Source organism: Candidatus Pelagadaptatus aseana (assembly GCF_040362265.1).
GTDB lineage: Bacteria > Pseudomonadota > Gammaproteobacteria > Pseudomonadales > Cellvibrionaceae > Pelagadaptatus > Pelagadaptatus aseana.
The window spans coordinates 127,006-146,201 of record NZ_BAABNJ010000001.1; the positions used below are offsets into that span (position 1 = coordinate 127,006).

Sequence of the window (19,196 nt, forward strand, 5' to 3'; positions counted from 1 at the left end):
CCACAAAAACAACCGAGAGATCAGGGCCATGAGCGAACCCCAAACCCACTACCGTACCTGCAACATCTGCGAGGCCATGTGCGGCCTTGAGATCAAACATCAGGGTGAAGAGATTCTGTCCATCAAACCGGACAAACAGGACCCCTTCAGCCGCGGTCACATCTGCCCCAAGGCCGTGGCCCTGCAGGATTTTTACAAGGACCCGGACCGGATTCGCACCCCCATGAAGAAAACCGCCGATGGCTGGCAGGAAATCAGCTGGGAGGCTGCCTTCGATGAAATTCAGGAAAAGGTACAGCAACTGCAACAGGCCTATGGCAACGATGCGGTGGGTGTCTACATGGGCAACCCCAACGCCCACAATCTGGGCAACGCCCTGTTTCTGAAAAAATTTCACCGCGCCCTGAATTCAAGAAACATCTATAGCTCCGCCTCGGCCGATCAGCTGCCGCACCACACCGCCTCCAATTACATGCTCGGTGGCGGCATGGTGATTCCGGCACCCGACATTGATCGCACCGACTATATGCTGATCATTGGCGGCAATCCGGTGGTATCCAATGGCAGCATGATGACCGCCGCCGGTGTGCCCGACCGCCTCAAAGACATCAAGAAACGCGGCGGCAAGATTGTGGTGATCGACCCGCGCCGCACCGAAACCGCGAAACTGGCCAGCGAACATATTTTTATCCGCCCGGAAAAAGACGCCCTGCTGCTGATGGCGATGATCAACACCATCCTCACTGAAGGCCTGGCGGATCTGGGCCACCTCAGCGATGTGGTTCAGGGGCTGGATGATCTGGCGCAGGCCGCACGCCCCTTCAGCGCCGAGCAGGTGGCAGAGGTGGTCGGTATCGACAGCGACACCATCAAGCGCATCGCCCGGGAAATGGCCAGCGCGCCATCGGCGGTTTGCTACAGCCGCATGGGCGCCTCAACCCAGTCGTTTGGCGGTCTGTGCCTGTGGCTGACCTACGCTCTGAACATCATTACCGGCAACTTTGATAGCGTTGGTGGTGCCATGTTCCCCATGCCCGCCTTCGATCTGCTGGCGGCCACACCCAAAGGCAAAGCCAGCAGCTACGGTCGCTACCAGTCGCGAGTGCGGCAGCTGCCCTATGGCAATTCCGAATTTCCGGTGGCCACTCTGGCCGACGAAATCCTCACCGAAGGCGAGGGCCAGATTCGCGCCATGTTCACCGTGGCGGGCAACCCGGTACTCTCGGCTCCCGGCGGCGATCGGTTGACCGAGGCCTTCGAAAACCTCGATTTTATGGTATCCATCGATATCTATCTGAACGAAACCACCAAGCACGCGGATATCTTTTTACCCTCGACCACCGGTCTGGAAATCAACCACTACGACATCTTCTTCAACAGTTTTGCGGTGCGCAACAACGCCAAGTTCTCACCCGCCATGTTCGAGAAAAAAGCCCATCAGAAACACGACTGGGAAATTCTCAAAGCGTTGATTTGCCGCCTAACCGACAGCGAAGACGACGGCATCACGCCGGAAATGATTCTCGACATGGGCATCAAAAACGGTCACTACAAGGATCAGGGTCTGAGTCTGCAAACGCTGCTGGACAATCCCCACGGCATCGATCTTGGCCCGCTGCAGCCCTGTCTCGAGCAGCGCATCAAAACCGGCGATGGCCAGATTCAACTGGCGCCAGCGTTCTACCTCAACGACGTGCCGCGCCTGCACAACTATCTGCAAACCGAAGCGGACGACCGGGATGATTTTCCTTTCGACATGATTGGTCGCCGATTGGCCCGCAGCCACAACACCTGGACCCAAAACGCCCAGCGACTGGTGAAAGGCCGCAACCCGGTGACCCTGCAACTGCACCCCGATGACGCTTCGGCCCTGAATCTGAGCAGCGGCCAGATGGCGCGGGTCACCTCGGCCACCGGCCGCATCGACATCGAAGTGGACGTCAACGATGGTATTCGCCCGGGGGTCGTCAGCATCCCTCAGGGCTGGGGCCACAATCACCGCGATACCCGCATGAACATTGCCGCAACACAACCCGGTGTCAGCATCAACAGCCTGACCGACAGTCAGCGCATCGACCCGCTGACCGGTAACGCCGCGTTTAACGGCACACCGGTAGCGATTCAGGCACTCAGCCCTCAATAACACTTAACCGAGACAACACTTAATCGAGATAACACTTACCGAGATAACCATGTTGAAATACTTTAAACCACTGCCAATTTTTATCCTCGGCTGGGCCCTGCTGCTGTGCACCCCGCTGTTTTCCGACATCAGCCTGATCAACGGTCTGGCACAGCTCGCCCTGTTCGCGGTTGTGGTGTGTCTGCCGGCTTGGAAAACCGGTCGCCTCTCCTACGTGGACATCGGCTGGCCACTGGGATTGGCCGTGATCGGTCTGGTCACCCTGTTGATGGCCGAGGGCGATCCCCTGCGCAAAAGCGTGGTCGGCTGTGTCTACCTGTTTATTGGTTTGCGCATGGGGCTGACCGCGCTGAAGATGCTGCGCCTTGGCGCCTTCGATACGGAACTGCCCCGCTACCAGTTCCAGCGCCGCCGCTGGGAGAAGGCCGGTAAAACCAACACCATGCTGGCAATTCAGGTGGATGCGGTATTGCAGGGGCTGGCCAATGCCTCGTTCCTCTGCGCTCCGGCCTTTGTGATTGCCATGAACCCCAACCCCGAGATCTCACCCCTCGAAGTCTTTGGCCTGGTGCTGTGGCTGGCCGCCTTCGCCATGGAAACCATCGCCGACAAACAAAAAGTGGCGTTTATGCGCGAGATGAAACAGCGCGGCGAAAAAGGCAAAGTCTGCAATGTTGGCCTGTGGCGCTACAGTCGTCACCCCAACTATTTCGCCGAGTGGATGGTGTGGAACGCTCTGGTGATAGCCGCCATTCCGTCTTTTATCGAACTCTATTCGGCGATGCCACTGATCAACTGGGTATTGATTGGCGCCTCACTGATGTATGCCTCGTTCATTATGTACAACACGCTGGTGATTTTTACCGGCGCCATTCCCTCGGAATACTACTCGGTGCAAAAGCGCCCGGACTACAAACAGTACCAGCAGGAAACCAATATGTTCTTTCCCGGCCCCGTTAAAACTGGTGTTGAAAATACGCTGGAAGAAACCCGCTGAACCTGAGTCCGAAACCCATTGAATTAGCCGGAACCCGTTCCGGCTTTTTTGTGCAAGAACAAAAAGTATGGTACAATTATATTGCGCACAATATTGTTAGTGAATGTGGCGATTTTGGTGATAGTAAGCCATACCTGTTTGGCTCAATATGATTAACACTCAGGGGGCAGCGGTACAGCATGGTTTTCTGCCCTTGGCCTTCACTCATACACTGGTCAACTCAAAGGTAACAACATGAATCACCTCAGCGGTCTGGACGCAACGTTTCTGCACATGGAATCCCCCGAAACGCCCATGCACATTGGCGGGCTGAGCATATTGGAGCTGCCCCCCGAGTACGAGGGCGATTTTATGGCCGACGTGCGCAACCACATCCTCAACCGCATGCATCTGGCTCCGATATTTCAACGCAAGCTGGTTCATATGCCGTTTGATCTGGCCAACCCCATCTGGGTGATGGACGAAGATCTGGACATCGATTACCACATTCGCCACGTCATTGTGCCGCCGCCGGCGACGCGGGCCACCGTCGACAAACTGGTGGCACGCCTGCACTCAAGCCTGCTCGACCGCAGTCGCCCGCTGTGGGAAATGTACGTACTCGATGGCCTGCCTGTACCCAAGGACCTGCCCGAAGGCACCCGCTACGTGGGGCTCTATTCGAAAATGCACCACGCCGCACTCGATGGCATGGGCGGCCAGGTACTGATGGAAGCGGTGATGGATGTGTCGGCCAAACCCCGCAAGGTGAAAAAACCACTGCGTCGCCGCGCCGGTGAGCACAGCGACAATTACGGCATTGCCGAACTCACCGCGTCCGGTGTTTTGCACAACCTGGGGCAAACCATCAAGCTGGCCAGAAACCTGCCGACCCTGACCCGCAAGGCCACAGAAATTTTACGCCCGACCAAAGCACCGCAGGATACCAGCAAGGAGAAAATGCACTGGTTTGCGCCCAAAACCCCATTGAACGTTACCATCACCAATCAACGCAGCTTTGCGCGCTTTTCCATCCCGCTGCAGGAGAGCAAAGAAATCGCCAAGCTTAATGGCGTCAGTCTCAATGACGTCGCCATGGCCATTTCCGCCGAGGGCATCAACCGCTATCTGGACGACGAGGGCTTCCATGCGGAAGAACCGTTACTGGCCGCCATCCCGGTCAGTCTTCGCCCGGAGGGTAATACCGAATTGAGCAATCAGGTGTCCATGGCCCGCATGAATCTGGCGACCACCATCAAAGATCCGCTGGAGCGTCTGCACGCCATCAATGATTCAGCTCGTCACGTCAAACACCTTATGAGTGACATGCAGGCCGTGTTGCCAACCGACTTCCCGTCATTGGGCGCCCCCTGGTTTATGAGCGGACTGGCATCGGTCATGACCCGCGCCAGAATCTACAACGCCATGCCACCGTTCGCCAATGTCCTGATCTCCAACGTGCCGGGCCCGAACATAACCCTGTATTTTGCCGGAGCCAAGCAGGTCAGCACCTACCCGGTGTCCATCCCCTACCACGGCATGGGCCTGAACATTACTCTGCAAAGTTACGACGGTTGGCTGGACTTTGGCCTGATTGCCTGCCAGAAGCTGATGCCGGACATTCACGAACTGGCCCGACACATGGAAGAGGCGCACCGGGATCTGCTGCAGTTAAGTCAGGAGCGATACAACAAGGCATAAAATAACCCCAATCAGTCCTGAGGAGGTAATAGCCCTAAGGAAACAGCCTCGGGGCTGATTGGATATGCAGCACCCCAACCTCAAGCCGGAAAGAAAATATTATCCCCGGCCCGGTAAATCCCTGTCCCTTTTTCTCCGGCGATTCTTGACGCCAGATAATGGTGAAAATCCACCACGATGCGCTCCACTTCAAGCAACGACCCGCCCCGGCCAAACTGTGAATTGACACCGCGCTGGACCCGCTCACAAATGGCTTTGTCTTCGGCAAAAAACGCATCGGTAAATTGTTCTTCCGCCTGATCCACTTTACCTGAAAACGACAGGGCGCCAGAGCGAACCGTGCAGCTGTCGGGCCCTGTGGGCAAGACATTGATCCAGGCCAGCGAGTCTCTCCCCAGAATACCGACAAACCCCGGCGGCAAAGCCATCAACACATAATGCTCCTGAGTCACATCGGCACCGCCCATAAGCCATTGCGTTAATTTTCCGGGAGGGTGCTTATACTGCCCGCCGGTCAGCGACCAATCCGCACCGCCTTCCAGATAAAACGCCTGCCGGGTCGGGGTTAGGGTTTCCAGCGTATCGCGATGCACCCGGAACAGGTGATAGCTCTCCATGGCATTTTCCATGGCGAGCTTCCAGTTGCACTGCCAGTGCTCCAGTTTGCCTTCATAAAAATGGTCAAACTGATCGCTGCCATAGAGCGCCAGATAGCGCTCAATACCCTGATAGCGATCCGCCAGGGGCTCGGCGCCATCATTCAGACTGACAAACACCAACCCCTGCCAGACCTCCACAGCAAACTGAGGCAGGCAGTGCCGGGATTGATCAACTTCGTGATCGGCTGCCAGTGGCGCCGCCAGCAACTGACCGTCATCGTTGTAAGTCCAGGCGTGATAGGGACAAATCATTTTCCGGGCCTTACCAAACCCCTCAACATTCAACAGAGCACCGCGATGACGACAGACATTGGACATGACCCGCAACTGATCATCCTGACCGCGAATGATGACAATGGGCTCGTCTGCCAGAGTAAAAGCAAAGTAATCGCCCCGCTCTGACACTTGTTTTGCCGCACAGGCGAAGACCCAGTCCGCGTAAAAAATTTTCTGCTTTTCGAGTTCGTACACCGCCCGATCGCGGTAGAGGGAAAACGGCAGACATTCGGCATCGGCCAAAGTGGCGACTGCCGCATCGCCGTATAGTTTTTCAAGAGACATCGGTTTTACCCTCCGGCCATTGTCCGTTTGCACGGATATGTTGTTTTTCATCATGGCACCAGCCCGGTGGCATAATCAGATAGGCCAACGCCAAACTCAATTTGGGAGCCGAAAGCATTTTCCTCCACAGATCAATCAGGCCACTGAAAAATATTTTGAGGGGATTCAGGCTGTTCAACGGCGGATTGACGCCATAAACCACCGTCGCTTTTTCTGCGGCAAAGGTGCCAAACAGGCGATCCCAAACAATAAAAATCCCGGCGTAATTTTTATCGATGTATTCCCGATTGGAACCGTGATGCACCCGATGATGGGAAGGTGTATTGAACACCGCCTCAATGGGACGCGGCAATTTTTTAACAACCTCGGTGTGCAATGCGGTTTGATACAACTGCACCAGCATTTCGGCCAATAACACCAACAGCGGATTAAAGCCCAGCAACACCAGCGGCAGATGAAACAGTAATGGCAGCACACTATCGAGCGGACCAAAGCGGTAGGCCACAGAAATATTAAAATGGTTTGAACTGTGATGTACCGTATGAGTGGCCCAGGCGACCCCGACTCGATGGGCGAAGCGATGCTCCCAATAGTAGGCAAAATCCGCCAGCACCACCGCCGCAATAACCATCAAGGGTGTCGTTTCCAGAGTCAACAGACGCCACTCATCGTAAACGTAGTAAAAGACATTGAGATAAATCACCCCGATCGCCAGAGTGATCCCCAGAAAAAATATCAGGGTCACAAAATTTGCAACGGTATCGCCCAGCAGCTTACGGGTAAATTGTTTGCGCAGTGCGTACAAACCCAGCTCAATCAGCAAAAATGCAATGGAAGCGGTAAAAAACCAATCGCCAATTGCGGTCTCCCAGTAATAGAGCTCGGCATCACTGAGTCTCTGCATCATCCAATCCATTGTCTTCACCACCTATTGCGCATAAAAAGTTTTCAATGACACAAATTGCGCCGCCCCGTTAACCGTGAAGGCCGCCTCATCAAAACTCAGGGCCTGCCACATGTGCCTTGCTCTGGAAATACCCCACCCCTCCATGGCCTGACCATCGGCAAAATCAAAGCGCTGATTGCCATTTTGATCGTGAAAATAGTGAATGGCATATTGCCCCGGCATCACATCGTCCAGACGAAAGCGCACCGCTGCCATCTCCTCAGGGCCAGCCAAACCTTCTACCTGACGCGACAGTATCGCCACCGTGTTTTGCTGATCATAGGTTGCAAACGACTTGGCGTCCCGATACAGCGCCAGAGTCACACTGCCACCGCGCGATACCTCAATACCCTTGAGCTCAATGGTCAGGTCACCGGCACTCACACTGCTCACCATAGCCAACAACATTAACCCGCAACCGGTCCTAATAGCCTTCCGTTTCAGCATAGCAACACCCTCAAAAAGTAAATTATCAAAAATGACAATTTACAAACTACAGACCCAATGATAGATTGTCAACAAAGACAATTTACTGGAGATCCTGTCGCCAATGCCAAGACCCAGCGTCAAGAAACAGCGCACAGAAGAAATCATGCAGGCCTTTGAGCGCTGCGTGATTCGCTATGGCGTGGAGGGTTCAACTCTGGAGCGATTGGCCGAGGAATCGGGCCTGCAGCGAAGTCTGATCCGCCACTACAGCGGCAACCGGGATGATTTGATTCAGGCGTTGCTGCAACGCTTTCTGGATGAATCGCAACGGCAAACCGATCTGCTGATCGACTATTTACCGCAGACAGGTGTGGCAGACTCACTGGTGGATGCCCTGTTTGCCAGTGACTACCACGACAATCACTACAGTCTGCTGGCCAACGCCCTGTTCAGCGCCGCGGCCAACACTCCGGCTCTGGCCGCCCCCTTAAAAGCATCGGTGGATCAATTTATCAACGCCATTACCGAGCTGCTGCATCAGGCACACCCGAACAGGACCCGCAAAGACTGTTATGTGGTGGCCTCCGGTGTGATTGGCATCTACTTCAATATAGAGTCGGTGCATCATCTGGGCGACACCAGTGAGTGGCGCGAAGCCTCCCTGAAAAGCGCCCGCCTATTGGTCAACACCTTGCCTTGACAGAAACCAGCGGGCCAGTCACAACAGCCCTTTATTGCTGCTCAGTGAGACAGACTGTCTATAAAGCTTCACGATATTGCACCGATACATCTGTTATAACCTTTTCCACGTAACAGAATCATCGCCTTCCCTTAAAAGGACCGCCCTATGCGCCTATGGCTTTCTCAGTACCTCACCCACCTGATCAAATTGCCCATCGCCATATTGGTCATCATCATGATGGTCGACACCCAGAGAGCCATCACTCAATACCGCAGCGCAGACTACACCGGAACTGTGGGCATGCTGCTGGAGAAAAGCATGGCATTGACCCACGAGATGCAAAAAGAGCGAGGCATGTCGGCCGGTTTTATCAGTTCCAGTGGCAATAAATTCAGCTCGGAACTGCCACGGCAGCGCCAGCTGGTGGATCAGGCTCTTGCCGATCTGCAACTGGAACTTGAGGACATGTCCCTCGACGAACAAACCCGCCAACGCATCGATGAACTGCAGGGGCGCTGGCAACAACTGCCCGACATGCGTCGACAGATTGATGGCTTGTCGATGCCATTGGCCGAAATGCTGAAGTACTTTACCACCAACAACAGGCTCACCATTGAGCTCTCGACACTGTCGAGTCACCACATTGCTGACCCCCGCAGCCGCGAACAGTTTGCAGCGTTATTCAATCTGGCCAATATCAAGGAGAACGCCGGAATCGAACGGGCGGTACTCAGCTCGGTATTCACCAACAAAGCCTTTAATCCCGATCTCTATATCCGCTTTCTGAATCTGGTCAATCGGCAAGACACCTATCTCTATGCCGCCGAACTGCTCACCGACAAAAACTTCCTGCCCTTTTTGCAGGAATTCAAACAATCCGAAGAACAACAACAGGTTCAGGCATTCCGCGACATAGCCACCGGCGATGGCAATAATTTTGACGTCGCACCGGAGACCTGGTTTGCAGCCGCCAGCAAACGCATCAACCGCCTCAAACAACTGGAAGACACACTGCTGACGCAAGTCAGTGAACACGCCTCCCAACTCAAATGGGAGTCCAGCCTGGTGGTCGGCGTCATGCTGGCCTTGCTGGCACTGACGCTGTATCTGGCCTGGGTCATCCACCAAACGCTGGCTATGAGTAAAAGACAAACCCTGCTGATTGCCGAGCGCATGCAGTCCCTGACTGACAATCGCGATTTGACTCAATCCATTGACACAATCACCAAGGACGATCTGGGCAAGATTGCGCTGCAATTGAATGACACATTGGCACAACTGCGCTCTGATTTTGAATCCTTTCAGGAATCCGCTCACGAAGTAGCTGCCTCAAGCCATCAGTCGGTGGAGAGCTCTGGCCAGAGCAAACAGGGTCTTTTGGACATGCACGCCCGGGTAGAAAATCTGACGGGTCTGACCCAGCAGCTCGATCACGTTGTCAACGGTAATATTCAGCAGGTTTCTGAAGCCGCCAACATGGCCGAGGACGTACTGGGCAGCGCCGAACAGGGCACAGCCACATTAAAACAGGCGGTATCCAGCATCAAAGATACCGCCAGTGACGTTGCAACGGTTCAACAACAGATCGAACAGCTCAACAGCAAAGTCAATGAGATTCTCAGCATGGTGGACATCATCCGCTCCGTTGCCGAGCAGACCAATCTGCTGGCGCTGAACGCGGCAATTGAAGCCGCTCGCGCAGGAGAGCAGGGGCGCGGTTTTGCGGTAGTGGCCGATGAAGTTCGCTCACTGGCGCAGCGTACCCAGAATTCCACGGAAGACATTGCACAGATTGTTGACGAGTTGATCCAAAGTTCTCAAGAGGCTTTCGCGACCATTACCCACAGTACCGAAAAAGCCACGGCAACGGTCGAGGTCATTGAAAGTATCGACAGCATCCTCAACTCTACGGCTGAGAAAATGCATTCACTCAACACCATGACGGCCAACATCAATCGCTGCTCAACCCAGCAGCTGGAAGAATTGTCCCGGGTTATGAACAACGTCAATGACATCGGCAGTTCTGCCAACGACGGCGTAGCGACCACCGAAGAAGTTTTAACGTCCGCCAATCGCCTGTTGCAAACCGCCGACAGCATGCAGGAAAAAATCACCACCTACCGGATTTGACTGTTTCACAGCTTGAATCCCGTTGCTTTGATGCCTGCTCCGCCATCTGAATAACGGGGCCATCAAAACAACGGCGGTATTGAATGCAACCGGGCAACGCGGCTATGGGATAACTCGATACCCCCGATCAGGATGACATCGGCAAATGATAGTGACGCTTGCCGGTGGCCGCGGCAATGGCATTGGCCACCGCCGGTGAGATCACTGGGGTACCCGGTTCGCCCACCCCGGTCGGGGCTTCTGCCGAAGGCACGATGTGCACTTCGACGTCGGGGAAATCGGACAACCGCACCACCTGATATTTATCGAAATTACTCTCCACCACCTGCCCCTTGTTCAGAGTAATGGCGCTGTTGACCATCATCGCCAGACCAAACCCCAGACCGCCTTCCATCTGCGCACGAATGCTGTCGGGGTTAATGGCGATGCCGCAATCCACCGCGACCACCACCTTTTCCACCTGCGCCGCCCCGGTTTTCTCATCAACACTGACATCGGCCACCATGGCCACAAAGGAGTTAAAGGATTCGTGCACGGCTACACCGCGCCCCACTTTTTTGCCGGGTGCGATTTTAATCCTGCTGGGTTTGCCCCACTCGGCTTTTTCGGCCGCCAGCTTGAGCACTCCGGTGTGACGCGGGTGATTTTTTAACAGCGCCAGACGGTAATCCACCGGGTCGCGACCGGCCTTTTCAGCCAACTGATCAATAAACGTTTCGGCGGTATAAGCGGTATGGGTACTGCCCACCGCTCGCCACCACTGCACGGTAACCGGCAGTTCCGGCGAATGGGAATCCACGTGCAAATTGGGAATTGCATAGGGCAAATTGTTCGCCCCTTCCACCGAAGTGTGATCCACGCCGTTGTGAATCATACCCGCTTCAAATGGCGTCCCCTTGGCAATGGACTGCCCGACCAGTCGGTGGTGCCAGGCTTTGGGCATGCCGGTTTCATCCAGTGTGGCGCGAATGCGATGGACATTGAGTGGTCGGTACCAGCCGCCGCGCATATCATCCTCCCGGGTCCACATCAGCTTCACGGGCAGCGGTTTACCCAGCGCCTGCTGCAGGGATTTTGCGATATGGGCGGTCTCCAGAATGTAATCGGATTTGGGGTTGGCACGGCGCCCGAACGAACCACCGGCAAACAGCATGTGCACCGTGACCTGCTCAGGCCTCAAAGCAAAGATGGCAGCAACCCCGGCCTGATCCGCGGTTTGCATTTGCGTGGCATTCCACACCTCAACCTTGTCGCCCTGCGGGTGTACCACACAGTTCAGAGGCTCCATGGAGGCATGGGCCAGATAGGGGTAGCGGTATTCCGCCTCAACCACATCCTCTGCCCGCTCCAATACGCCAATGGCATCACCATCGTTGCGCGCCGTGGCGCCGGGCTTGGCGGTGAGTCTGGAAAAGTCCGCGTAGATGTCTTCACTGCTTTGCTTGAAGGCAGCAGATTCGTCCCACTGAATGGTTAACGCGTCCCGACCTTTCTTCGCTGTCCAGAAATCGCGAGCGACGACCGCGACACCGGAAGGCACACTCAACACCGCCTCAACCCCAGCAATCTGCTTGGCTGCGGCATCATCGACACGGATCAGCCTGGCACCGAACAGGGGCGGGTGCGCAATCACTGCTGTTAACATGCCCGGCAATTTGAAATCCTGGGTAAACACCGCCGTGCCGTTGATTTTTGAAGCCGTATCCTTGCGCGGCAGTGACTGACCAATCAAACGAAATTCAGCCGGTTGCTTCAGCGTCACATCGGTTGGCATGGCTTGCACTGATGCCGCCTCGGCCAGTTCACCAAAGCTTGCGGTTCGACCGCTGCCCGGGTGACTGACAACACCGTTGCGCACCTCGAGTTCTGTCACAGGGACCTGCCACTGGCCGGCCGCCGCACTGGCCAGCATCGCTCGCGCCATGGCGCCGGCTTTGCGCAGCTGCTGCCAGGAATTGGCAATTCCGGTACTGCCCCCGGTACCCTGGGCAGGGCCCCAGTAGATATTGTTGTAGCGCTTGTGATCGGCAATGGCACCAATCACAACCACCTGCTCCCAGGAAGCATCCAACTCCTCCGCCACCAGCATGGCCAACCCGGAGTGGGTACCCTGCCCCATTTCCAAATGCTTGGCCGCCACCGTCACCCGACTGTCTTTATCAATGCTGATAAAGGCATTGGGGTTAAATTCCGCGGTGCTGCCGGGTATGCCAACGGACGGACTGGCATCGGCTTTTACCCGGGGCGCTTGAATCCCCAGAGCCAATAAAGCGCCGGCACCCAATCCGAACTTGACGAAGTCGCGACGATTGATGGTTTTGATCTCACTCATGACGCCCACCTCAACCCAGTTTTTTCGCCGCGGTGTGAACACCCGCGCGAATCCGATGATAGGTATTGCAGCGACAAAGATTGCCCGACAGGGCATTGTCGATGTCCGCATCCGACGGGCTGGCATTGGTGGCCAGTAATGCCGCCGCACTCATGATCTGACCGGACTGGCAAAAACCGCACTGGGCGACTTCGTGCTCTTGCCAGGCCTGCTGCACTGCCTGGCCCTGAGGAGAATCAGAAACCCCCTCAATGGTGGTAATCTGGCTGCCCTCGGCCGCAATCACCGGGGTAACACAGGAGCGGATTGCCTGACCATTGAGGTGAACGGTACAGGCGCCACACTGGGCCATGCCACAACCGAATTTGGTACCTGTCATGCCGATATGCTCGCGAATCACCCACAACAGGGGCGTATCGGGCGAGACATCCAGCGTATGTTGTTCCCCATTGATATTAAGAGTTACCACGTTACTTCCTCCCGGCTATATAGCCTGAATAATGGCGATCGGATATTAACTATAGGTACGCACACCTATTTTTCTAGCTCAAACTGACTGCAGTAAATTGAGCCTAAGCGTATCGTTTTCAAGGGCAAAGAGCGCTGGACTAAAACACAGAAAGTCAGGACAAAACGGTCACGCAAATCATCCGCGTTCAATGCTGGCTGTTTGGCACCAGATTTAACTAGAATTAATAAACCAATCTGACAACATCCGAGCGACAAGGAATCGATGATGGAAGTAACCACCCTGAGCATCCTGCTGCTGATATTGATCGGTCTGTTTATCGGCAACCGCATCACCAAAGCACTGGTAGATCGAGTCGGCACCGAAAGGAAAATCCCCGAAAATCGAATTGAATATGTGACCAAGTCCATCCAAATCCTGTGGGTTTTTCTGGGCATTCTGGTGGCCATTGCCTTAACCGGCAGCAACATCAAAGACGTCGGTGTATTGATCGGCTCCTCACTGGCGTTTCTCGGCGTTGCCCTGTTTGCCCAGTGGTCACTGCTGAGCAACGCCACCGCCAGCATCATTGTGTTTTTCTTCTTTCCCTATCGGGCTGGTAACTGGGTGGAAATTATTGATGGTGAGAATACGGTCATTGGTAAAATCAAAGAAATCTCTTTGTTTCATGTGATCATGATCGATGAGGATGGCGCCACGGTAACCTACCCTAATTCACTGGTGTTTCAGAAGGCGGTTCGCATAACCAGAAAAAAACCGGCCAGGAAAAGTTCGGCCGACGACAATCAAAAAGACAATAAGGCAACACCATGAAAAAGTACTTCCAGAATTTAGCCAAAGCTCTTATTGGGAAAGATATCAAAGAGTTGGGTGCGACTGAAAAACAGGTACTTGAGAGTATCGCCGAACACACCACCGTATCGGAAAATGTCAACGAGGCTTATGTTGACTCTCTCACTTTTGGAGAACGGGTCGCCGACGAAGTCTCTCGCTTTGGTGGATCGTGGAAGTTCATTGGTATATTTTTCTCAATCATTGCAATTTGGATCATCACCAACAGCTACTTCCTGCTTAGCGATGATGCCTTTGACCCCTACCCATACATTTTGCTCAATCTGGGACTGTCCACTCTGGCTGCATTTCAAGCGCCTATTATCATGATGTCGCAGAACCGGCAGGCGGAGAAAGACCGGCTCAAACAAGAGGCCGCCTACCAAATCAACCTAAAACTGGAGATCGAGATCATGCGCCTGCACGACAGACTGGACGATCTGACATCAAGACAAACTTCGGACTAACATCATGCAAAAATCAGAACTGACGTCTTTTTACAGCGACATTCTTCAGCAAGGCCTGGCCCGTTTTGATTTGGCTCTGGGGATTGTCAGCCGTATTGAAAATACAAATTACCAAGTGGTCATGGTGCTGCCTGATAATGGCGCATTCACGGCCGGCGACATTTTTCCCCTGCAGGATACTTACTGTCGCGAAGTGGCCACCAATAAAACCACTGTAGCACTGACCCAATTGAATGGCGTGCCCGGTTTATGCAAACACCCACTGTATTCCGGCCTGCCACTGGAATCCTATATCAGCACGCCGATCCTGCTTGACGGTAACGTCTGGGGGACGTTGAATTTCAGCTCAATGAAGATTCGCGATCACGACTTCAGCCAGGATGACATTGAGCAGATTAAGCATTGGGCAGGGTTGCTTGCGGAAAAGATTAAGTCACAGAAATAATCCCTGTAACGTCAGACTTTCTCGTCGTAGGCCGCTCGGCTGCGCTTGATATCATCGTGATGCTTATCCGCCCAGGACACCAATTGATAGAGGGGTTTGACAATGTCGCGCCCCATCTCGGTCAGCTCGTATTCGACTCTGGCGGGCACCTCCGGGTACACCGTGCGACTGACATAGCCCTCCCGCTCCAGATCACGCAGGGTTTGGGTCAGCATGCGCTGGGAGATGCCAATGATTCGCGACTTCAGTGAATTGAATCTGTCCGCCCCATCCACCAGTGCAAACATAATCAACATCGACCACTTATCGCCAATCTGAGCCACCACATTGCGAATGGGGCAATCTTCGTCGTTGTAGAACACCCGCTTTTCCGGTTTCGCTTTGGCCACGTCTCTGTCCTCTCCCGTATCGCCGTTATTTGTTCAGGGTTACCAAAAAGTGCCTATCGCACATTTCTGTGCCTAATTGTATTGCAGGTTATCATTAATTACCATGGTTATTATTAGTAACCAAAACTGATAAACGCCAACCAATATTTGAGGACTGACCCATGCTAAAAGCCATTGCTTCCCTGTTGATCATTCTGGCCAGCACCACCGTTGCGGCAGACAACGCCACCAAACCCATCATCGACCTGCAATCCCTGCAAAAGCCTGACTGGACCCAGGCCGAACTGGATAACGCCACGGTGATTACCGATTTTGTGCAGAACCTGATGAACAACCACAATTTTGAATACGTACTGGAGCACTACAACGACAGTGCCTATGTGCAGCACAACCGCAACCTGCCGGACAAGGTCACCGGTCTGGTGGGTTTTCTGCAGGATTTTGTTGAGGACTACCCGGATTACAGCTACGAGGTAAAGCACATCTACGTGGATGGCGATTTCGTCACCTTCCACTCTCACGCGACCTTGAAACAAGAGGACCGGGGCAACGACCAGAAGGGTATGAACATTGTTGATATCTGGCGCTTGGAAGACGGCCGGATTGTGGAACACTGGGATGCGATTCAGGCTCTCGATGGCTTTATGCGCTTTTACTCACTGCTGAGTGGCGGCAACATTCGCAACGATAACGGGGTATTCTAAAACGAGGAATTCGAACTCGGGTTGCGACCAGCAGGCCGCAACCCGAAACCTGCCGAGGATTCAAAAATCACCTTGCCACTTGCCCATTTCTATAACACGTCATAGGGCAAGGGGCAGGTGTGTTCGACAGGGTTTACTTGATCAAGCGTCAGCGGCCAGAAAAGTCAGGCATTGGGTGTCGTCCAATAAATTCACCAATTCATTATTGTCAGCAACCTTGGCAAATTTTCTGCGCAGCTCATCCAAGGTATTGGCCTGATATTTAAACGTTTTCTGCTGAAACAACTGACCATTCATAGTCAGACTGGTCTCTTTCTCTCCGGCATGCCAGGCCCGATGATTGGCCTCCATCCAAGGCAAAAATCTTGTGGCCATCTCCTGCGCCAGAATCGGTTTAAGAGTGGGCATCAGAGTCTCCAGCGATTCAAAATCGCCTTCGATTGAGGGTTCCAGCATACGTTTGAGGTAAGCCACCAGTGTCGGCGCATTGGCTTCCAGGTAGGAGCCTGCGGTGGGATCGGTCCACGCCTGATACAAATTACACCACAGGCCGAAGTCGCCAAAACATGGGCGACCGCCCAAAAGGTATGACCGGGTTTGGAAATGGGCTTCCAGTAAGGCGGCAAGGTCCATAAACGATTGCTTCAACTGGGGTATGTTGGTTTCGTTACCACCGGAATAAACCAGGCGCGGTACCATTCTACGCACCAAAAAGCGGGAGATAACGGGGCGTGCTGCAGCTGCCCACCATTTTCCTTTGAGAAGCTCACGGGCGAGCCGTTTGCCAGTGGCGGTGGCGTCCGCCTTGTAGAACCAACGTTGAAAAAACATCAGTTTGTTACACCACTCGTCACCGAACTCTTCGAACAGACAGGACAAAAACCACAGGGTTTGATCTTCGGGGTGAATGCTTGGCCCAGTGTATTCCTCTTCCAGACGCTCAATAATCAGGGTTGAATCCTGCATGACTTCGCCAGATGGAAAAAACAGAAGCGGTATCAACTGAACTTTTGCGTGCTTCTGAAACAGTTTTTCGTTCTTGAAGCTGCGATCAATCCACTGGTAGGGAATGCCTTTAAACTTTAAAAAAGATTCGACCTTTACGGTATAGGGGGATGGCTCCAGTCCCATCAGACCAAATTGGGATGTGGTTTGATTCATAATCGTTCCTCAAAAATTTTTATTCTTGTCTCGTTAAAATCTGCTCAGGTTTGCAAGGTTTTCTTGGCATTGTTTGCAAACTCTTCCGTGTCCTTTTTGTCTTTGAGCATATTGCCGAGACTGAAAGGCACTTCAATGCCCGCCGCCATACCCGGCTGTTCACGCATAAGCTCCAGCCAGCGTTGCAGGTAATCCAGTCCATCAATGGAAACGCCAGACCACTTGTAGGTTCGCACCCAGCACCAGTTGGCGATATCGGCAATGGAATAGTCATCGGCCAGCCATTCATTGTCCGCCAGATGACCATCAAGCACTTCGAACAGCCGCCGGCACTCGTTCTGGTAGCGATCGATGGCCGGTTGAATTTTTTCCGGAAAGTAGCGATGAAACACATTGGCCTGTCCCATCATCGGGCCCACGCCGCCCATCTGAAACATCAGCCACTGCATCACCCGTGAACGCCCCTTGGCATCGGCTGGCAACAGGCGACCGGCTTTCTCTGCCAGATAGATCATGATGGCGCCGGACTCGAATATGGAAAAATCATCCGCCTCGCGATCGACAATGGCAGGGATGCGACCGTTGGGGTTTAAGGCCAGAAACTCCGGTTGCTTTTGCTCGCCCTCGGCAATATTGACGAAATGGGTTTCGTAGGAAATTTTCAGGGCTTCCAGCGTACAGGACACCTTGTGACCATTGGGCGTAGGCGCGGTGTATAAATCAATCATAGAGCGGTTCTCCTGCGAATTTCTGCGGCGACCAGCCACAGTCGATCCTGTCCCCAAACCACCAGATCCGGTTCCCCTGACGGGCCGCAGAGCTTGTAACAAGGAACACCCCACAACCCCATGCCATCGACCATTTCGTCCTGATTCTTTTCAACTTCAATTTTCCAGTTGTCGGTACCCATGTGCTCAAGGGCTCTGTTCCAATCCAGCCCAGCTTCTTCAACAGCCTGTTGCATGTGCGACGGCTTGTGTAACCCCTTGCCTTGCGACCAGGCGTGTCGCAGCAAAGTACTGAGCAATTCACAGTCCTTGCCCAGCGATCTGGCCCAGGGTAGCAACGAGTAGGCCTGTCGGGTTGGGGAGCCTATGGGGGGCACAAGCTTGCCAAACGGCACCCCGAAAAAATCCGCCTCGCGCTTGGTATCAAACATGATGTATTTGCTCTTGGCTCGGGTCGCGGGTACGCCGCGCATGACCATGGGCAACACCGGCTTGTGGTGAAACTGGATATGACAGGCTTGCACCAACGCAAGGGTTCTATCGTAAATAATCGATGTGTAGGGACTGTTCAATGACGGGAAAAAATGCAGATCCAGATTGCTGGCATCAATGCCGTCGAGATCATGGGAGGGTCGCGTCACCAGATAGGGTTCGCCAGAGGCTTTGCAGGCACCAAGATCGCGCAGGCGTTGCTCCAGATGAAACAGTCGATCGACCCCCCAGTACCACTCGCCACCGTAATAAAAAGTGGCGCCTGAATAGTGCCCTAAGGCCGCCAGTCGCTGTGAACCATTATCAAGCGCCCTGTTAATATCCGCCTCATCACTCTGGCCGGGCGCTATGGTTTTGTCGAACCACATATCCGAACTTATGCTGGCAATTTCCCTGATAAAACCGTCGCGACTTAAATCCGTTAACCGACTGGCTGCTTGATGTTGTCTTTCCGGGCTGGGGGTCACAGCGGCATCGACCGGGAAGTTCAAGCCCAAATGGGGAGCGATCATTTCGGCATCCCGCCGTGCCCATACCGTCAACTTGTCTTGCTCGGGTTGATCCTTGCCGCCAGTAGCCCGAATCAGATGCGGAATGATTTCCACATCGTAACGCTCGGCAAACCTGGCGAGAATCTGAGCGGTCAGGTGAGAGTACGGGTCATCAAGCTGATGAAAGTATTCCACCACATGGCCACACTGTTTGGCCCGGCGTTTCTTCTCGAAAGCCGCCCGCTTTTTTGCAATCTGTCTGCTGCTGGCAATGCGGCTGAACAGTTTCGCAATGATAAAGCGCAGAGTCCGGGAAGGGTCCACGATGCTGGCGGAGTTGGGATTGTTTTCAGGTTCAAGCATTTGCTGAGCGTTCCAACCGATGGGTTTATGGAATTTATTATCAGGTCAAAACGTCATTACCGGAATGATATGATCACACACTAAATTTGATTATTTG

Annotated in this window: 18 protein-coding genes; 9 read left to right on the forward strand and 9 right to left on the reverse strand. The window is 53.9% G+C overall.

All coding sequences use genetic code 11. From position 1 onward, the window contains the following. Nucleotides 1–28: 28 nt before the first annotated feature. From ACPXV9_RS00615 to ACPXV9_RS00625, 3 genes are all read left to right on the forward strand, one after another. The gene (locus tag ACPXV9_RS00615) at nucleotides 29–2,143 is read left to right on the forward strand and encodes a molybdopterin-dependent oxidoreductase (protein WP_423893731.1); all 2,115 of its coding nucleotides are present in this window, start codon (nucleotides 29–31) and stop codon (nucleotides 2,141–2,143) included. Between the two features lie 49 nt (nucleotides 2,144–2,192). After that, nucleotides 2,193–3,140, forward strand: coding sequence for a DUF1295 domain-containing protein (locus tag ACPXV9_RS00620; protein ID WP_423893732.1), 948 nt, complete (start codon nucleotides 2,193–2,195; stop codon nucleotides 3,138–3,140). Nucleotides 3,141–3,374: 234 nt separating this feature from the next. Further along, nucleotides 3,375–4,820 carry a WS/DGAT/MGAT family O-acyltransferase gene (locus ACPXV9_RS00625; RefSeq protein ID WP_423893733.1) on the forward strand — a complete coding sequence of 482 codons (1,446 nt, stop codon included), beginning with the start codon at nucleotides 3,375–3,377 and terminating at the stop codon, nucleotides 4,818–4,820. Between the two features lie 80 nt (nucleotides 4,821–4,900). Here ACPXV9_RS00625 and ACPXV9_RS00630 read toward each other — a convergent pair whose 3' ends face one another. The 3 genes from ACPXV9_RS00630 to ACPXV9_RS00640 are packed head-to-tail and all read right to left on the reverse strand — an operon-like array spanning nucleotide 4,901 to nucleotide 7,370. Then, on the reverse strand, nucleotides 4,901–6,040 hold the full coding sequence (locus ACPXV9_RS00630) for an aromatic ring-hydroxylating oxygenase subunit alpha (RefSeq protein WP_423893734.1): 1,140 nt from the start codon (nucleotides 6,038–6,040) through the stop codon (nucleotides 4,901–4,903). Continuing rightward, a complete protein-coding gene (locus ACPXV9_RS00635) occupies nucleotides 6,030–6,956 on the reverse strand; it encodes a sterol desaturase family protein (protein ID WP_423893735.1) in 927 nt (308 codons plus the stop codon). Before ACPXV9_RS00635 ends, ACPXV9_RS00630 begins: the two co-directional genes overlap by 11 nt. Before the next feature lie 12 nt (nucleotides 6,957–6,968). After that, nucleotides 6,969–7,370, reverse strand: a complete 402-nt coding sequence (locus ACPXV9_RS00640) for a DUF2141 domain-containing protein (RefSeq protein ID WP_423893736.1) — start codon at nucleotides 7,368–7,370, stop codon at nucleotides 6,969–6,971. Between the two features lie 166 nt (nucleotides 7,371–7,536). Here ACPXV9_RS00640 and ACPXV9_RS00645 point away from each other — a divergent pair, with 166 nt between their 5' ends. Together ACPXV9_RS00645 and ACPXV9_RS00650 are read left to right on the forward strand one after the other, a co-directional pair. Beyond that, nucleotides 7,537–8,115: a TetR/AcrR family transcriptional regulator gene (locus tag ACPXV9_RS00645; protein ID WP_423893737.1), complete on the forward strand. Its 579-nt coding sequence runs from the start codon at nucleotides 7,537–7,539 to the stop codon at nucleotides 8,113–8,115. 147 nt (nucleotides 8,116–8,262) lie between these two features. Continuing rightward, nucleotides 8,263–10,227 carry a methyl-accepting chemotaxis protein gene (locus tag ACPXV9_RS00650; RefSeq protein WP_423893738.1) on the forward strand — a complete coding sequence of 655 codons (1,965 nt, stop codon included), beginning with the start codon at nucleotides 8,263–8,265 and terminating at the stop codon, nucleotides 10,225–10,227. Between the two features lie 127 nt (nucleotides 10,228–10,354). Here ACPXV9_RS00650 and ACPXV9_RS00655 read toward each other — a convergent pair whose 3' ends face one another. Continuing rightward, nucleotides 10,355–12,559, reverse strand: coding sequence for a molybdopterin cofactor-binding domain-containing protein (locus ACPXV9_RS00655; RefSeq protein WP_423893739.1), 2,205 nt, complete (start codon nucleotides 12,557–12,559; stop codon nucleotides 10,355–10,357). Nucleotides 12,560–12,569: 10 nt separating this feature from the next. After that, nucleotides 12,570–13,028 (reverse strand): (2Fe-2S)-binding protein, encoded by a 459-nt coding sequence (locus ACPXV9_RS00660; RefSeq protein ID WP_423893740.1) that lies wholly within the window; start codon nucleotides 13,026–13,028, stop codon nucleotides 12,570–12,572. 267 nt (nucleotides 13,029–13,295) lie between these two features. Between ACPXV9_RS00660 and ACPXV9_RS00665 the strand changes: the two genes are divergently transcribed. The 3 genes from ACPXV9_RS00665 to ACPXV9_RS00675 are packed head-to-tail and all read left to right on the forward strand — an operon-like array spanning nucleotide 13,296 to nucleotide 14,771. Further along, nucleotides 13,296–13,841 carry a mechanosensitive ion channel domain-containing protein gene (locus ACPXV9_RS00665; RefSeq protein ID WP_423893741.1) on the forward strand — a complete coding sequence of 182 codons (546 nt, stop codon included), beginning with the start codon at nucleotides 13,296–13,298 and terminating at the stop codon, nucleotides 13,839–13,841. After that, the gene (locus tag ACPXV9_RS00670; protein WP_423893742.1) at nucleotides 13,838–14,326 is read left to right on the forward strand and encodes a DUF1003 domain-containing protein; all 489 of its coding nucleotides are present in this window, start codon (nucleotides 13,838–13,840) and stop codon (nucleotides 14,324–14,326) included. The genes ACPXV9_RS00665 and ACPXV9_RS00670 overlap by 4 nt, the downstream gene beginning before the upstream one ends. 4 nt (nucleotides 14,327–14,330) lie before the next feature. Then, entirely contained in the window at nucleotides 14,331–14,771 is a 441-nt protein-coding gene (locus ACPXV9_RS00675) for a GAF domain-containing protein (RefSeq protein WP_423893743.1), read from the forward strand. A gap of 11 nt (nucleotides 14,772–14,782) precedes the next feature. Here the strand turns inward: ACPXV9_RS00675 and ACPXV9_RS00680 are convergent, their stop codons facing one another. Beyond that, nucleotides 14,783–15,160: a winged helix-turn-helix transcriptional regulator gene (locus tag ACPXV9_RS00680; RefSeq protein ID WP_423893744.1), complete on the reverse strand. Its 378-nt coding sequence runs from the start codon at nucleotides 15,158–15,160 to the stop codon at nucleotides 14,783–14,785. Between the two features lie 161 nt (nucleotides 15,161–15,321). Here ACPXV9_RS00680 and ACPXV9_RS00685 point away from each other — a divergent pair, with 161 nt between their 5' ends. Then, nucleotides 15,322–15,864, forward strand: a complete 543-nt coding sequence (locus tag ACPXV9_RS00685) for a nuclear transport factor 2 family protein (RefSeq protein WP_423893745.1) — start codon at nucleotides 15,322–15,324, stop codon at nucleotides 15,862–15,864. 141 nt (nucleotides 15,865–16,005) lie between these two features. Here ACPXV9_RS00685 and ACPXV9_RS00690 read toward each other — a convergent pair whose 3' ends face one another. From ACPXV9_RS00690 to ACPXV9_RS00700, 3 genes are read right to left on the reverse strand one after another with little or no spacing between them, the layout of a single operon-like run. Next, on the reverse strand, nucleotides 16,006–17,025 hold the full coding sequence (locus ACPXV9_RS00690) for a glutathione S-transferase family protein (RefSeq protein ID WP_423893746.1): 1,020 nt from the start codon (nucleotides 17,023–17,025) through the stop codon (nucleotides 16,006–16,008). Nucleotides 17,026–17,069: 44 nt separating this feature from the next. Further along, nucleotides 17,070–17,753: a glutathione S-transferase family protein gene (locus tag ACPXV9_RS00695; RefSeq protein WP_423893747.1), complete on the reverse strand. Its 684-nt coding sequence runs from the start codon at nucleotides 17,751–17,753 to the stop codon at nucleotides 17,070–17,072. After that, nucleotides 17,750–19,099 (reverse strand): DsbA family protein, encoded by a 1,350-nt coding sequence (locus ACPXV9_RS00700; protein ID WP_423893748.1) that lies wholly within the window; start codon nucleotides 19,097–19,099, stop codon nucleotides 17,750–17,752. Before ACPXV9_RS00700 ends, ACPXV9_RS00695 begins: the two co-directional genes overlap by 4 nt. Nucleotides 19,100–19,196 lie beyond the last annotated feature (97 nt).

Bases quoted from the DNA above. Each gene is read 5' to 3' on its own strand.
- ACPXV9_RS00675 (WP_423893743.1), top strand. From the start codon at position 14,331: ATGCAAAAATCAGAACTGACGTCTTTTTACAGCGACATTCTTCAGCAA.
- ACPXV9_RS00635 (WP_423893735.1), bottom strand. From the start codon at position 6,956: ATGGATTGGATGATGCAGAGACTCAGTGATGCCGAGCTCTATTACTGG.
- ACPXV9_RS00695 (WP_423893747.1), bottom strand. From the start codon at position 17,753: ATGATTGATTTATACACCGCGCCTACGCCCAATGGTCACAAGGTGTCC.
- ACPXV9_RS00665 (WP_423893741.1), top strand. From the start codon at position 13,296: ATGGAAGTAACCACCCTGAGCATCCTGCTGCTGATATTGATCGGTCTG.
- ACPXV9_RS00645 (WP_423893737.1), top strand. From the start codon at position 7,537: ATGCCAAGACCCAGCGTCAAGAAACAGCGCACAGAAGAAATCATGCAG.
- ACPXV9_RS00670 (WP_423893742.1), top strand. From the start codon at position 13,838: ATGAAAAAGTACTTCCAGAATTTAGCCAAAGCTCTTATTGGGAAAGAT.
- ACPXV9_RS00650 (WP_423893738.1), top strand. From the start codon at position 8,263: ATGCGCCTATGGCTTTCTCAGTACCTCACCCACCTGATCAAATTGCCC.
- ACPXV9_RS00615 (WP_423893731.1), top strand. From the start codon at position 29: ATGAGCGAACCCCAAACCCACTACCGTACCTGCAACATCTGCGAGGCC.
- ACPXV9_RS00625 (WP_423893733.1), top strand. From the start codon at position 3,375: ATGAATCACCTCAGCGGTCTGGACGCAACGTTTCTGCACATGGAATCC.
- ACPXV9_RS00620 (WP_423893732.1), top strand. From the start codon at position 2,193: ATGTTGAAATACTTTAAACCACTGCCAATTTTTATCCTCGGCTGGGCC.
- ACPXV9_RS00690 (WP_423893746.1), bottom strand. From the start codon at position 17,025: ATGAATCAAACCACATCCCAATTTGGTCTGATGGGACTGGAGCCATCC.
- ACPXV9_RS00630 (WP_423893734.1), bottom strand. From the start codon at position 6,040: ATGTCTCTTGAAAAACTATACGGCGATGCGGCAGTCGCCACTTTGGCC.
- ACPXV9_RS00685 (WP_423893745.1), top strand. From the start codon at position 15,322: ATGCTAAAAGCCATTGCTTCCCTGTTGATCATTCTGGCCAGCACCACC.
- ACPXV9_RS00700 (WP_423893748.1), bottom strand. From the start codon at position 19,099: ATGCTTGAACCTGAAAACAATCCCAACTCCGCCAGCATCGTGGACCCT.
- ACPXV9_RS00655 (WP_423893739.1), bottom strand. From the start codon at position 12,559: ATGAGTGAGATCAAAACCATCAATCGTCGCGACTTCGTCAAGTTCGGA.